The organism is Priestia sp. BR_2 (assembly GCF_041954005.1).
In the GTDB taxonomy this organism is placed as follows: domain Bacteria; phylum Bacillota; class Bacilli; order Paenibacillales; family Paenibacillaceae; genus Paenibacillus_AQ; species Paenibacillus_AQ lautus_A.
Genome location: NZ_JAVFHM010000259.1, coordinates 13,730 through 28,437, shown reverse-complemented (window position 1 = coordinate 28,437; position 14,708 = coordinate 13,730). Strand labels below are relative to the sequence as shown.

General features: G+C 50.4%; 12 protein-coding genes. 11 read left to right on the top strand and 1 reads right to left on the bottom strand.

Translation table 11 applies throughout. From position 1 onward, the window contains the following. Positions 1–49 precede the first annotated feature (49 nt). From RB298_RS20645 to ylqF, 5 genes are all read left to right on the top strand, one after another. Complete coding sequence (locus tag RB298_RS20645; RefSeq protein ID WP_486048323.1) at positions 50–694, top strand: hypothetical protein; 645 nt, start codon at positions 50–52, stop codon at positions 692–694. 113 nt (positions 695–807) lie between these two features. Beyond that, positions 808–951 (top strand): hypothetical protein, encoded by a 144-nt coding sequence (locus RB298_RS20640; RefSeq protein ID WP_162939111.1) that lies wholly within the window; start codon positions 808–810, stop codon positions 949–951. Between the two features lie 234 nt (positions 952–1,185). Next, on the top strand, positions 1,186–1,530 hold the full coding sequence (rplS, locus tag RB298_RS20635; RefSeq protein ID WP_015736355.1) for a 50S ribosomal protein L19: 345 nt from the start codon (positions 1,186–1,188) through the stop codon (positions 1,528–1,530). Positions 1,531–1,632: 102 nt separating this feature from the next. Next, on the top strand, positions 1,633–2,247 hold the full coding sequence (gene lepB / locus RB298_RS20630) for a signal peptidase I (protein WP_036663956.1): 615 nt from the start codon (positions 1,633–1,635) through the stop codon (positions 2,245–2,247). A gap of 60 nt (positions 2,248–2,307) precedes the next feature. Next, positions 2,308–3,174 (top strand): ribosome biogenesis GTPase YlqF, encoded by an 867-nt coding sequence (gene ylqF, locus RB298_RS20625; protein ID WP_486048321.1) that lies wholly within the window; start codon positions 2,308–2,310, stop codon positions 3,172–3,174. A gap of 103 nt (positions 3,175–3,277) precedes the next feature. Here the strand turns inward: ylqF and RB298_RS20620 are convergent, their stop codons facing one another. After that, complete coding sequence (locus RB298_RS20620; protein ID WP_486048320.1) at positions 3,278–4,318, bottom strand: LacI family DNA-binding transcriptional regulator; 1,041 nt, start codon at positions 4,316–4,318, stop codon at positions 3,278–3,280. A gap of 509 nt (positions 4,319–4,827) precedes the next feature. On the opposite strand from RB298_RS20620, the gene RB298_RS20615 reads away from it, so the two are divergent. The 6 genes from RB298_RS20615 to RB298_RS20590 all read left to right on the top strand — a co-directional run bounded on the left by RB298_RS20615 (position 4,828) and on the right by RB298_RS20590 (position 14,684). Then, on the top strand, positions 4,828–5,751 hold the full coding sequence (locus tag RB298_RS20615; protein WP_254777959.1) for an ABC transporter permease: 924 nt from the start codon (positions 4,828–4,830) through the stop codon (positions 5,749–5,751). A 16-nt stretch (positions 5,752–5,767) separates the two neighbouring features. Next, entirely contained in the window at positions 5,768–6,649 is an 882-nt protein-coding gene (locus RB298_RS20610; RefSeq protein ID WP_009590918.1) for a carbohydrate ABC transporter permease, read from the top strand. Between the two features lie 51 nt (positions 6,650–6,700). Then, positions 6,701–8,302 (top strand): ABC transporter substrate-binding protein, encoded by a 1,602-nt coding sequence (locus tag RB298_RS20605; protein WP_486048317.1) that lies wholly within the window; start codon positions 6,701–6,703, stop codon positions 8,300–8,302. A gap of 83 nt (positions 8,303–8,385) precedes the next feature. Further along, the gene (locus RB298_RS20600) at positions 8,386–9,855 is read left to right on the top strand and encodes a glycoside hydrolase family 32 protein (RefSeq protein ID WP_486048316.1); all 1,470 of its coding nucleotides are present in this window, start codon (positions 8,386–8,388) and stop codon (positions 9,853–9,855) included. Positions 9,856–9,891: 36 nt separating this feature from the next. Then, positions 9,892–10,776, top strand: coding sequence for an ROK family protein (locus RB298_RS20595; RefSeq protein ID WP_486048314.1), 885 nt, complete (start codon positions 9,892–9,894; stop codon positions 10,774–10,776). A gap of 92 nt (positions 10,777–10,868) precedes the next feature. After that, on the top strand, positions 10,869–14,684 hold the full coding sequence (locus RB298_RS20590) for a GH32 C-terminal domain-containing protein (RefSeq protein ID WP_486048312.1): 3,816 nt from the start codon (positions 10,869–10,871) through the stop codon (positions 14,682–14,684). Positions 14,685–14,708: the final 24 nt, after the last annotated feature.

Here is a 14,708-nt window from a genome sequence, read left to right as displayed (position 1 = left end):
TCCAGAGCGACACGTTGGTCCGGTGGCATGTAGTGCGACGGGGCAGTAAGTGGCGACGGAGCGGACGGGGGTAACAGGAGCAACCGGAGATACAGGAGCAACAGCAGCGACAGGAGGAACCGGAGTCACGGGAGTAACAGGAGTAACAGGAGCAACGGGAGCAACAGGAGCAACAGGGGCAACCGGAGGAACAGGAGCAACAGGAGTAACTGGGGCAACGGGAGTCACAGGAGCAACGGGAGCAACGGGAGCAACAGGTCCGGCAGGCCCGACGGGTCCAACCGGGTCTACTACCCTCGTGGGCGGTAGTGTGATCTATGCCAGCAATGGAGTCATACAAAATGTGGCCACCAACTCGCCGGTTACTTTTTCAACAAGCACACTTCAAGGTGTAACCTTTAACGGTACCACGACGCTGACCATCGTGACAGCTGGCTTCTACTACTTTGACTGGCAGATATCGCTTGAAACGGGTTCGACGGCGCCTAATACTTTCGGAATTGTTGTTAACGGTAATACGACAAATACGGCGAACATGAACTCGAATTCAACCAACGCCGAAGTATCAGGATCTGCCGTCATCAATTTAAGTGCAGGTAATACCGTTGGGCTCTATAATTTATCGCCGGTCAGTAAATCGATAACGGCACCGCAAACCGCTGCAAGGATTTCTATCTTTAGAATTGGCTCATAGCCCAGTATTGTATACTTCAGTGTCAATTTTTTTAATATGGTTGATGCATCGTCTCCTTCGGTGGGTAATATGTATCTGGAGAAACACTTGAGATTACTGGGAGGCATCTTGTCATGACAGAACATCGACAACAACAGGAAGCAAAAATAGAAGAAACAAACCATACTGAAGTTCAATTCCAAACGGTAGACGACATCCTGGAATACTATGGCAAGCGCCACAAAGGCTTGCATGACTCGAAAGAAAGCGTAAATTAAGTTCAGCCTAACCGCTTCCGGCATGATCTTCATGCTGGAAGTGGTTTTTTAAAGACCAGTGAGCGTTGAGCGGGTTTATAGATGAGGGTGTAAAGATAAAACACTTGATTCAGTCAGCAAAATATGTTACTATTTCTTTTGTTGTGAATACGGTGGTCCGCTGCGGATAATGAAGGAAATACATAGAGTTTCCGGAAGATGCAAGAACACCTGTGTGAGAGGAGGGAGTCCTAGATGAATATCGTTCAAGCGATTACTCAAGAACAACTTCGTAAAGATATTCCGAGCTTTCGTCCTGGTGATACTTTAAAAGTACACGTTAAGGTTATCGAGGGAACTCGTGAGCGTATCCAGTTGTTTGAAGGTGTAGTAATTAAACGTCGCGGTGGCGGAATCAGTGAGACTTTTACCGTTCGTAAAATTTCTTACGGTGTTGGTGTGGAAAGAACTTTCCCAATCAACTCGCCTAAAATCGATAAAATCGAAGTGGCTCGCCGTGGTAAAGTGCGTCGTGCGAAGCTTTATTATCTTCGTGAACTGCGCGGTAAAGCAGCGAGAATTAAAGAAATTCGTCGTTAATTACAAGGCGGTAAAAGGGGCTTGTGCGTATATACAAGCCCCTTTTGTATATCCAAAAATCGTTATCATGCGAAAGCGATCTATAGGGAAGGACGGTGGATTATGGAGAAAGATCAACACCAGGAGGCCATTGAAACCAACGTGGGGAAACCGGCCAAAAAGGCTAAGAACGAGCTTGTAGAATGGCTGAAGGCTCTTCTCATTGCGCTGGTTCTCGTCGTTCTCATTCGCTGGCTTCTCTTTAAACCGTTTATTGTGCAGGGACCATCGATGGAACCTAACTTTGTTTCGAATCAGAAGCTGATCGTCAACGAGATTTTATATGATATCCGCAAACCCGAGCGTGGCGAAGTTATCGTGTTCCATGTTCCTGATGAGGGCAGGGATTTCATTAAACGCGTGATCGCGGTTGCCGGTGATACGGTTAAAGTGGAAGGCGATAAAGTGCTTGTCAACGGGGAACCTGTGAATGAAACCTACATACAGGAAGCAATTGATCAAGCCCATGCTGAAAATCGATTATACAATAACACGGATTTTCCGAACTCGTTTGTTCAGGACGGCGTTGTCCCGGAGGGCCATGTGTTCGTGATGGGGGATAACCGCTCCAACAGTACCGACTCCCGAATGATAGGATATGTTCCTTTGGGGGATATTATCGGTCGAGCAGACTTGATTTTCTGGCCGATTAAAGACATAGGGCTCATCAACCATTAGCCAGCCGCATGGCGCTATAGAAACGATGACAGTTTGCAGAGCAAAGAGAGGTGACGACGTTTGACAATACAATGGTTTCCTGGACATATGACCAAAGCGCGCCGTCAAATTCAGGAGAAGCTGAAGCTGATCGATGCCGTTATAGAACTGATCGATGCGAGGCTTCCGCTCTCAAGCCGAAATCCGATGATCGACGAGATTTTGCAGGGCAAGCCGCGGCTAGTTATTATGAATAAAGCCGATTTGGCCGATCCTGAGGTTACAAGGCAATGGCAGGCCTATTTTAAAGAAAACGGACTGACGGCTTTTCCCGTCGATGCATCCACGGGGACAGGCGTTAAGGATATTCCGAACCAGATTAAGCTGCTGCTGAAAGAGAAGATTGACAAACAAATCGCCAAGGGCATGAACCCGCGAGCGATGCGCGTGTTGATTGTCGGCATACCGAATGTTGGCAAATCCACGCTGATTAACCGGCTTGCCGGTCGTAACATCGCGGAGACGGGAGACCGTCCAGGCGTCACGAAAGGGCAGCAGTGGATCAAGGTGGCCGGCGGTGAGATGGAATTGCTGGATACCCCCGGTATTCTGTGGCCGAAGTTCGAGGATCAGAATGTAGGATACCGCTTAGCGGTAACCGGTGCCATCAAAGAGGAAATATTGAACGTAGAGGATATTGCCTTTTTTGCGATCAAATATTTCGCCAACTATTACTGGGAAACGATGAGCGAGCGCTTTGACCTGAAGGAGCGCCCGACGGATCTGGACAACCCGGATGAAATCGTCGCGGTCATGGAGGCAATCGGAAGAAAACGCGGCTGCATCGTAAGCGGCGGAAGAGTCGATTTGGAAAAAGCCTCAAGCTTATTCCTGCGTGAGCTTCGCGCAGGGAAGCTTGGGCGGTATTCCATGGAATCGCCTAATTGATTCGTTTAAGGGAGAATGCACTGTCTCTCCCACCCCATTAAACCGAAAGAACCGTTCAGCCGAATACCGGCAGAACGGTTCTTTTTTCTTAAAAAGGATAAAACTAGTCTGTTTTTTCGGTCGATGCCCTGAAGATCGGCTTGGTTTGGATATGGGTGACTTGATAGGGCAGCGCCGGCTCTTTCACCCGGGACAACAGCATATTAGCCGCAGCAATTCCCATTTCATCGCTATAGATATGTACCGTTGATAAATGGGGTTCAACGATGCGCGATTCAGGCGCATTATCAAAGCCGCATACGGCAATGTCGCCGGGGATGGCGATATGGCTATTCTTCAAGGCTTTCATCACATTGACCGCAATAAAATCATTGGCGCAGACAAAAGCGGACGGCAACTGTTTCATCTGTTTCAGCCGCTTCTCCATCCAGTCGGACTCGGAGAAAAACTCGCGGTCCGGGTTTAGGACACACTGTTCCGGATTCAGCCGGACCCCCATCTCGGTCAAAGCCCGATTAAATCCCACCCAGCGTTCGTTAAAGCTCTTGCAATGCCGGATGTCCCCGATGAATCCCAAAGATGCGTTTCCCTGCTCGATGAGCTGCTTGGTCATATGACAGGTGCTGTGTTCATTCTCCATCAGAAGCAAATCCGCCTGCAAGTCCGGGTAGAACATGTCAGCGGCACAATCGATAAATACGGTAGGCAGGCCCAGGCTTGTGAGCTCCTTGCTGTAGTCCATATCAAATAACTCGATACATATGATGCCATCCACTTTGGAGGATTCAAAATTGTTAGGCAGCGTCCGAGAGCTTCGATCGATGTCACGGACAATATGAATGGACAGGTTATATCCTTCCGCGCTGATTCGTTTCTCAAGCCCGCTGATTAATCGCGAGCCAAAATGGGAGGTGCTTGGGAGATTCGCCGTCAGAAGAGCGATGTTTCCCGGGTTTTTGGTCAGCAGATTGTCCGTCTCCATGAAAGCAAACTGTTTGTATTTCAGTTCAATCGCTTTTCGGATAACCTTGCTGCGCGTCTCGTCCGGAATACTTTCGCTTCCGTTCAGAGCCTTGGATGCCGTGTTTCTGGAGATCCCCAGTGCATCGGCAATATCTTGAATTGTGACTTTTTCTTTCGTCATGTATCTGATTTCACCTCAAATGATCAAGTTCATGCGAAGGTCCGCTGTTTCTTCCAGTCGCTTATGACCTCTGAATATCTTAAATCAAATGTATAATAGATTAGCCCAAATAGCAACCTTGACTTTACAAATGCACAATACATTTAACATTTAAACAGAAGAGGTTTTGTCATTTTCCTGGTTGCCATTTATTTATATTGGCTGGAACATCATCTAACAAGGAAAAAAATAATAAATCCTTCCAACTTTATAAGGAAAAGAGCTTCTGTTGCTCATTTTTATGAATGGAAGAGGAAATAAATGAACAAATAATGTTGTCAATTGCACAAATTAAATTTTACAAATACTATTGACTGATGTTACATCATTTGATAAATTGTAAAAGCGACATTCAACATAAGTGAAAAATGAAAGCCTTTTCTGTAAGCAATATGTAAACTTCTCTAGAAAGAACGGGGGGAACAGGTTTGAGACATTCAGTGGAACCAGCCAATCAGGGGGCAGGGGTAATCAGGGGACGGAGCTCCGCAGGTCGAACGCTCACTTTCATCAAGAAAAACTATTTTCTGTACATACTGCTGGCCCCGGCGCTTATATTGACCCTTATTTTCAAGTACGTTCCGATGTACGGTGCCGTTATCGCATTTAAGGATTTCAGCCCGATTAAAGGAATCCTCGGGAGCGAGTGGGTCGGGCTCAAGCATTTTGAAAAATTTATCGCCTCGCCAAATTTTGACGTCATTTTTATGAATACGCTTAAATTGAGTTTTTTTGGTCTTATCTTTAGCTTTCCGGTGCCGATCCTGCTTGCGCTCATGTTAAACCAGGTTCGCAAAGCGGCAGTCAAGAAAAATATTCAATTGTTCCTGTACGCGCCCAATTTCATCTCGGTGGTCGTCATTGTCGGGATGCTGTTTATCTTCTTGTCCCCGACGGGGCCGATCAATCAATTGGTCATTTGGATGACGGGAAGTCCGCTGATGTTTATGTCGCAGCCGGAATACTTCAGGTGGATTTATATTCTATCAGATATATGGCAGGGTGCCGGATGGGCCTCCATCATCTATGTAGCTGCTCTTGCGAATGTGGACCCCGAGCTGCATAACGCGGCCAGCCTGGACGGAGCTAACCTTCTCCAGCGCATCCGACATATCGATCTGCCTACGATTAGGCCGATTATGGCGATCGTCTTCATACTGGCGGCGGGTGGCATTATGTCCATAGGCTTTGAAAAGGCGTATCTGATGCAAACCTCGATGAATCTTCCTACTTCGGAGATTATCGCTACCTATGTGTACAAGGTCGGCTTACAGTCAGGCGATTATGCGTACTCGGCAGCCGTTGGTTTATTCAACTCCGTCATCAATGTCATTTTGCTCGTAACGGTGAACTTTATTGTCAGAAAACTCAATGAAGGCGAAGGCCTCTACTAGGAAAGGAGTCATACTCATGGCCGTCAAACATTCACGCTTCGACCGCTTTCTGTTGTCATTAAACGCGATCTTTTTAACGCTTGCCGTACTGGTCGTTGTCGTTCCCTTGGTTTACATTGTGGTGGCCTCGTTCATGGATCCCACCGTGCTGCTGAATCAAGGACTATCTTTTAAAATCTCCGATTGGAGCCTGGAAGGATATCAGATGATTCTGTCCAATCCCGCGATGCTCCGCGGATTTGGCAATGCCGTTTTGTATTCGACGGCATTTGCGCTTCTCACGGTAACGGTTTCGGTCTGTGCGGGATACGCGCTTTCGGAGAACCGGCTGGCCGGACGCCATTTTTTCATGACGTTGTTCATTATCACCATTTTTTTCGGAGGCGGACTAATCCCTACGTATTTGCTTGTAAGGGAGCTTGGCATGCTCAATACGGTATGGGCCGTGATCATCCCCGGCGCGGTGAATGTGTGGAACATCATTTTGTCACGAACCTTCTTCAAAGGAGTGCCGAATGAATTGAAAGAGGCAGCCAATGTGGATGGGGCTTCCGATATGAAAATCTTTGTCCGGATCGTACTGCCGCTATCCAAGCCCATTATCTTTGTGCTCGCGCTGTATGCCTTCGTGGGCCAGTGGAACGCATTCTTCGATGCCATGATCTATCTGGACGATCCCAAGCTGCACCCGCTGCAGCTCGTTCTACGATCGATTCTCATACAAAACCAGGCTGCGCCGGGCATGATCAGCGACCAGCTTGCGATGGCGGAACTGAAACGGCTCTCGGAAATGATTAAATATTCGGCGATCGTGATCTCCAGCCTTCCGCTATTGATTATGTATCCGTTCTTCCAAAAGTACTTCGAGAAAGGTGTTATGGTAGGCTCTCTCAAATAGCGGGCCGCTTCAACATAGTTATCCAAATACAGGATTCGGGAGGTCATTGATATGAATACGAAGAGATCCAAGAAACATAACCGTAAAAAAGCGGTAACCCTGACAGCTCTGGCAGCCGTGCTGCTCTTGTCCGGGTGCGGCAAGGGCGGGGAAGCCTCAAATGAGTCGCCGGACGGTAAAGTCACCTTGAACGTCCTGACGCAAAGTTCGCCGCTGGCTCCTGCCGACCCTAACGAGAAGCTGATCAACAAGCGCCTGGAGGAGAAAACGGGCATTCACATCCAGTGGAAGAATTATACAAGCGATGTATTTGCGGAAAAACGCAATCTGGCCGTAGCGAGCGGAGATTTGCCCGATGCCATCTTCGATGCGGGGTACGGAGATTACGATCTGCTGAAGCTGGCAAAGGACGGAGTCATCATTCCCGTGGAGGATTTAATCGAACAGCATATGCCCAATCTGAAAAAAGTGCTGGAGGAAGCACCGGAATACGTCAACATGATTACGGCGCCGGATGGGCATATTTATTCCTTTCCATGGATCGAGGAGTTGGGCTCAGGGAAAGAGCGGATTCAATCGGTGGATAACTTCCCATGGATTAACGTGGAGTGGCTCGACGCCCTGGGGTTGGATATGCCAACTACGACGGAAGAGCTGAAAACCGTATTAAATGCGTTCAAAACCCAAGATCCGAACGGCAACGGGCAGGCTGACGAAATACCGCTTTCCTTCATTAATAAGCCGGGCGGCGAAGATCTGACATTCCTGTTTGCTTCATTCGGCTTGGGCGAGAACTGGGATCACACCGTTGTTACGGATGACGGCAAGGTGGTGTTCACCGCCGCAGAGGAAGGATATAAGGAAGCCATAGCATTCATTCACGAATTGTATGAAGAGGGATTAATCGACATCGAAGCATTCCAGCAGGATTGGAATACCTACCTGGCCAAGGGAAAAGACCATCGGTACGGCATGTATTTTACGTGGGATAAAGCCAACATCACGGGCATGAATGATACGTATGATCTGATGCCGCCGCTTGCAGGGCCAACCGGCGAGATCAATGTAACGAGGACGAACGGAATCGGACTGGACCGGGGAAGATTGGTCATTACCAGCAGCAACAAGAAGCTGGAAGAAACGGCAAAATGGATAGATGCCATGTATGAACCGCTCCAATCGGTTCAGAACAACTGGGGAACTTACGGCGACGATACCCAGCAGAATATTTTTGAGCTGGATGAAGCCAAAGGGATGCTGAAGCACCTTCCGCTTGAAGGCACGGCTCCGGTAGAGCTTAGACAAAAAACAAGCATCGCGGGGCCGCTTGCGATCCTGGACGAGTATTATGGAAAATACACCACGATGCCGGATGATGCGGCGTGGAGGCTCAAACTCATGAAAGACGTCATGGTACCGCACATGAAAGCGGAGAATACATACCCCAAAGTATTCTTCTCCATCGACGAGTTGGATCGCTTATCCACGATTGAAGCGGACTTGTTCCCTTACGTGGAAAGAATGCGCACCGAATGGTATCAGAATGGAAAAGTAGATCGGGAATGGGATGCTTATCTGAAGGAATTGGATCGACTTGGGCTTCAGGAGTGGCTGACGATCAAACAAACGGGATACGACAGAAACATGAAGTAACCGAGTGGAATCGAGCGGCCGTTCCTGCATATCGTTGAAGTACGGTCGTAAATCCATGATAACGATAATGAAGGAGATCACAAATGACGAACACGGAACAGCAAAACTATCGGAATGCCTACCATTTTTCACCTCAGAAGAACTGGATGAATGATCCTAACGGCATGGTCTATTTTAATGGGGAATACCATTTGTTTTATCAGCATCACCCATTTGGCACCACATGGGGACCCATGCACTGGGGACATGCGGTCAGCAAGGATCTGGTTTCCTGGAAAGAGCTCCCCATTGCCTTAGCGCCGGATGAGCATGGCACGATCTTCTCAGGCAGTGCGGTTGTGGACTGGGACAATACCAGCGGATTTTTCGACGAAGAGCCCGGGCTTGTGGCGATCTTCACGCACCATCATGATGTGCCGGGCGCTCAGCAAATGATGCAGTACCAAAGTCTGGCGTACAGCAAGGACGAAGGAAGAACGTGGACGAAGTATGACGGCAATCCGGTCCTTAGCCATGACAGTTATATTGATTTTCGGGATCCCAAAGTGTTCTGGCATGAGCCGTCGTCGCAGTGGGTGATGATTGTGGCATGCGGGCAGACGGTATGTCTCTATCGATCTTCAAACTTAAAGGAATGGGTATTTGCCAGCGAGTTTGGAGAGGGCATCGGATTTCATGATGGGGTCTGGGAATGTCCGGACCTGTTCCCCCTTGCAACGGAAGACAGTGGAGTGCGATGGGTCATGCTTGTCAGCATTGGGGATGATCCGGCCTTCGTCGAGGGCTCCAGAACGCAATATTTCATTGGAGATTTTGACGGGACAACGTTTATGCCGGATGAACGCTCCAAAGGTGAAGTGCGGTGGCTGGATTACGGCAGAGATAATTATGCCGGGGTCAGCTGGTCGGACATTCCGGCAGCGGATGGCAGAAGGCTGTTCATCGGCTGGATGAGCAATTGGAAATACGCAAACCTGACGCCAACGGATGGTTGGAGGGGAGCCATGACCTTGGTCCGGGAACTCAAGCTGGAGACGCTGGAAGGCGAAGTCATGCTAACGCAGCAGCCGGTTCGAGAAATGGAAGCGCACCGCACCGAGTTGCTTTCCTTGCATGGTATCGCTGTGGATGAAGCCGCTGTCCGGTTAGCCGATCTGCAGTTGGAGAGCAGCGAGATCCTTGTCCGCTTTGATGCTGCATTTTCGCTTGGTTTGAAAGTAAGGACAGGATTAGGGCAAGAGACCTTGGTTGGCTGGGATGCAAGAGCTGCCGAGGTTTACGTGGATCGCAGCCGTTCAGGGCAGGCGAATTTCCATAAGGATTTCCCGGGCAAGCATTCGGCACCGCTGCAGACATCGGGCTCTATTCTGGAGATGCGGATTTTCGTGGATCGTTCGTCCGTGGAACTGTTCGCGGATCGCGGGCAGGCGGTGATCACGGATTTGATTTATCCTGATCCTGCTTCAACGGGAATAACCGTATTTGCCGATGATGGCCGGAAGGTGATAGAGTCCCTGCAAGTCTATGAGTTTTCTTCATCTAGTGGCCAGTAAAAGTACGATGAATGAGTAATAAGGAGATTCGGCGTTATGCGTATTGGAGCAGTGGAAGCGGGCGGCACCAAATTTGTCTGCGGTATCGGGAATGAAAACGGAATCGTCGAGGATCGCATCAGCTTTCCGACAGGACCGCCGGAGGGCACATTATCCAGAGCCATTTCCTATTTCCAGGATCATGAGGTGGAAGCCATTGGCATCGGATCGTTTGGACCCATCGATCTGAAGCCGGAGAGCCCGACATACGGGTATGTAACGTCAACACCGAAACATGGTTGGTCGCAGATCAATGTCCTCGGTAACATGAAGTCGCATATGGATATTCCCTTTGGCTGGGATACGGATGTCAATGCAGCTGCTTTGGGCGAGGCGACTTGGGGAGCGGCCAAGGGGCTGGACAGCTGCGCTTATTATACGGTGGGTACAGGTATTGGGATCGGCCTTTATTCCGAAGGCCGGCTGGTTCATGGATTGGTACATCCGGAGGGCGGGCATGTTCCCGTGAAACGCCATCCCGAAGATGCCTTTGGAGGAACCTGTCCTTACCATGGCGATTGTTTGGAAGGATTGGCAGCTGGACCGGCGCTTGAAGCCCGATGGGGGTTGAAAGGACATCTGCTGCCGGCCGACCATCCCGCTTGGGAAATCGAAGCCTATTATATAGCGCAGTCCATCACCGGACTGATTCTGACGAATTCCCCGGAGAAGATCATACTGGGCGGCGGCGTTATGCAGCAGACTCAGCTGTATCCCCTCATTCGTGCAGAGGTGAGGCGCAATTTGAACGGATATGTGCTTGCCGACGAAATTGTACATGATATCGAACATTATATAGTTCCCCCAGTATTAGGCACTCAGTCCGGGTTATGCGGAGCATTGGCTCTGGGAATCCGGGCATGGCAAGATTCGCAATCCTAAACAGGTCTGTCATCAGGAGATCAGCCCGATTGTTCGGGCTGTTCCTTCCTACCTATATAACGTGGGGTAAAGAATCGAAAAGAGGTGGATATATGAAATTACCGCAGGGTGTACATACAAAGTTGCTGCGCACGATGTCTACGATCACGATGACCTTGTTGCTGGCGACAAGCGTCGTTCCGGATTCGGCATGGGCGGCGTCAGCGATCCATGAAGAGAATGCAGCTTTGAAGGGGAAAGGAGAAAACGACATTTTTGAAAGCGCATCCAATGTAAATACCAACCTCGAGGGGTGGGAGTTGAAGGGCAACGGCAGGATGGAACAAACGGCAGAAGGTTTACGGCTTAGTTCCGATTCAAGAGAGAACGCAGCGGCGATCTCCGCAACCAGAGCGGATGATTTTGTCTATGAAGCCGATGTGATGATTACGGATATGCAAGCAGATGCTTCGCTGGTCTTTCGTTCAAGTGTTGACGGCTGGTCATCGTATATGCTGCAAATCGTGCCCAGCGCAGGCTTGGTACGCCTCAAGGATGCCCGCGAAGGGAATGGAGGATTGAAGGTGGAAAAAGCGGTCGCGTTGAGTCGGGGGGACATCGTTCACCTTAAGGTCAAGGTGGTAGGCAGCAATATCAAGGTATATTGGGGAAGCCAATATGAACCGATGATTGAAGTCGATGATACGGCTTATTCCACAGGATACCTGGGTCTTCATGTGTGGGACGGTTCCGCCCTGTTTCAAAATATCAAGGTGAGCGAGTGGAAAGGCAACCTGTTCGGACCGGCAAATACGAGCGGGGACTGGCAGCCTGACATCAAAGGGCTTAAGGGATCGGCATCGAAGGGGCTCGAAGCCTACAGGATCTATAAGAATGCGGCTGCGGATTATGTGCTGGAAGGCAATATCACCTTAGGGGGACAGGCTGAAGCCGGGTTCTATTGGAGAGGGAACGATCAAGGAACGGAGGGATACGAAGCCGTATTCAGGAGAGAGGATGATCAGGTCCGGGTAACGCTGGAAACCTCGGATGGAAAGGTGATTGGCGCATCGAGCCGTACCTATCCAAGCCTGCCAACAAGTGCGCATCATGTGGAGATCCACGTCTCCGGAGACAGTATTCAAATGGTTGTAGATGGTTACGAACCCGCTGCGATCCGCGTATCCGACGGAAGTTACGCGGGCGGATCGATCGGGATGAAGGTAAAGTCCGGAACGGCTTACTTTCAGGACGTTTACGTAACCCCGATGGCGGATTATTATACAGAGGAATATCGCCCGCAGTATCACTATAGCCCAATGCGAGGCTCGGCAAGCGATCCGAACGGATTGGTCTATTTTGAGGGGGAATATCATCTCTTCCATCAGGACGGAGGCCAGTGGGCGCATGCGGTCAGCCGGGATCTGGTGCATTGGAACCGGCTGCCGATCGCACTGCCTTGGAACGATCTCGGACATGTCTGGTCGGGTTCTGCCGTAGCCGATACAACGAACGCTTCAGGCCTGTTCGGGGATTCTGGAGGCAAAGGGCTCATTGCCTACTACACATCCTTCAATCCTGATCGGCCGGGCGGGAATCAGAAGATCGGACTTGCTTACAGCACCGATCACGGACGGACCTGGACGTATTCGAAAGAACGGCCGATCCTCATCGAGAACCCGGGCAAACAGGGCGATGATCCGGGAGGATGGGATTTTCGCGATCCTAAAGTGGTACGGGATGAAGCCAACAACCGCTGGATCATGGTGGTATCAGGGGGAGATCATATCCGTTTCTTTACCTCCGACAATCTGGTCGATTGGACCTTAACGGACCGTTTCGGGTATGGGGAATATATCCGTGGAGGCGTGTGGGAATGCCCGGATCTGTTTCAGCTTGCCGTGGACGGCTCCGGTCAGCGCAAATGGGTGTTGATGATCAGCAGCGGCGCTAATCCGAACACCCAAGGCTCCGATGCGGAATATTTTATCGGCGATGTGACGCCAGACGGCAAATTTATGAATGATCATACGGCGGGGACCGTGCTGAGAACGGATTGGGGCAAGGAATTCTACGCCTCCATGTCTTTCTCCGACCTACCGGACAATCGAAGAATCATGCTGGCATGGATGACGAACTGGGATTACCCCTTCAGTTTTCCGACTTCGGGCTGGAAAGGTCAACTGACCATCCCTAGAGAGCTGTCGCTCAGAACGACGAGTGAGGGGATACGTCTGCACCAGTCTCCAATCTCTGAGCTAGAGACCCTCCGGAATACGGTAATCCATGTGAATAACAGGCAAGTGACGGAGACCTCGCAGAATGTGTTAAAGGGGATTCAGGCCGGCGCGTTTGAAATCGAGGCGGAAGTCGAGATTCCGACAGACAGCAGCGAGCTGGAATTCGGCTTCCGGCTGCGGGAAGGCGGCGGACAACAGACGGTGGTCGGTTATAACAACTCCGCGCATCACATGTTCATTGACCGTTCGGCATCGGGAACCACGGATTTCTCCAGCCTGTTCTCGACCGAACACAAAGCTTTGCTGCACCCCGTAGATGGAGTGGTCAAGCTGCGTATTTATGTCGATGAATCTTCCGTCGAGGTGTTCGGCAATGACGGAAACATTGTGTTCTCGGACGTTATTTTTCCGGATCGGGCCAGACGGGGGATGAGCTTTTACACTCTAGGCGGCCAAGTAAAGCTGAAATCCCTGAAGGTGCATGAGCTGGATTCTGTGTGGAGGCCTCTTGATCCATCGGAGCCTGCTTCCCGCATCCTGTTGGATTCATACGAGCTGGACCTGTCCCGGGGACAGACCGAATCGTTGTACGCTGCCATGGATCGTGTCCCGGGCAACGGGAAGAAACCTTTGGTATGGACATCCAGTCATCCCGATACGGTCCGGATTATTTCATCCGATGAGACCCATGCCGTATTGAAAGCGGCGAATGCGGGAGAAGCCGTCATTACGGCCTCAACCCCAAACGGAAAAATATCGGCGAGTACCCGCGTGTTGGTCTCAAGCGGAACATTCAAAACGAATCTGACGGGATGGAAACCGGATCTTAAGGCCTCGAAGTGGGTCCTTACCGAGCATGGAATCCGGGGCAGCCATTCGAGTGATGCTAATTATATGGCGCAAGAGAGGGCAGGAGACTTCACGTTCGAGGGAGACATGCGGCTTGGGGAAGCAGGCGGTGCCGGATCCATGCTGTTTCGGGCAAGCGGGGACGGCCGCAGCGGATATTATCTGAATTTGGATCCTGGTTTGAAGTCGATTCGGCTCTTCTACATGGTCGAAGGTCGATTCGAGGAACGTCAAGTCCTGGCCAGCGTCCCCGGCTTTATCCAAGGGGGAAGAGCCTATCACCTGAGGATTGAAGCGAAAGGTCCGCATATTCAAGTCGGCGTGGACGGGAAGACGGTAATCGATGTGATGGACGGGACATTTGCCGAAGGACATTTTGGGGTCAATGTGTTCGGCGGACAGGCTTCCTATCAAAATGTCTACGTCCGTCATTCGTCTGAAGCTCGACTGACGAAAACCAGCTTCACGAACGAAGCCATGAACAAGGCGATTCATACCGAGAAATCCGTAAACGGCGAACCCGTTACCGTGAAGGAATCAACGGGTACGGGCAACCTGCTATGGGTATGGGTACCGACAGGAGAAGAAGGCACGTATTCCATTCGCACGCCGGAAGGGAAGGCTTTGGATGTGGATACCGGGCAGAACCGGATTCAGTTATACACGTATCTCGGTTATAACAATCAGCGGTGGAGAGTAGAACGTCAGGAAGATGATACGGTAACCATCCGATCCGTCCACGATGGACGGGCGCTTGCCGTAAAGGCTGACGGTTCGGGGCTGGAATTGAATGAGCCGGATGCCGCTTCGGATCGTCAGCGATGGCGGCTTGGGCTTTGAAGCCAAGGATCGATAAATCGAATA

Coding starts and splice junctions, on each gene's coding strand:
- rplS (WP_015736355.1), top strand. CDS start 1,186: ATGAATATCGTTCAAGCGATTACTCAAGAACAACTTCGTAAAGATATT.
- lepB (WP_036663956.1), top strand. CDS start 1,633: ATGGAGAAAGATCAACACCAGGAGGCCATTGAAACCAACGTGGGGAAA.
- RB298_RS20610 (WP_009590918.1), top strand. CDS start 5,768: ATGGCCGTCAAACATTCACGCTTCGACCGCTTTCTGTTGTCATTAAAC.
- RB298_RS20640 (WP_162939111.1), top strand. CDS start 808: ATGACAGAACATCGACAACAACAGGAAGCAAAAATAGAAGAAACAAAC.
- RB298_RS20595 (WP_486048314.1), top strand. CDS start 9,892: ATGCGTATTGGAGCAGTGGAAGCGGGCGGCACCAAATTTGTCTGCGGT.
- RB298_RS20600 (WP_486048316.1), top strand. CDS start 8,386: ATGACGAACACGGAACAGCAAAACTATCGGAATGCCTACCATTTTTCA.
- RB298_RS20620 (WP_486048320.1), bottom strand. CDS start 4,318: ATGACGAAAGAAAAAGTCACAATTCAAGATATTGCCGATGCACTGGGG.
- RB298_RS20590 (WP_486048312.1), top strand. CDS start 10,869: ATGAAATTACCGCAGGGTGTACATACAAAGTTGCTGCGCACGATGTCT.
- RB298_RS20605 (WP_486048317.1), top strand. CDS start 6,701: ATGAATACGAAGAGATCCAAGAAACATAACCGTAAAAAAGCGGTAACC.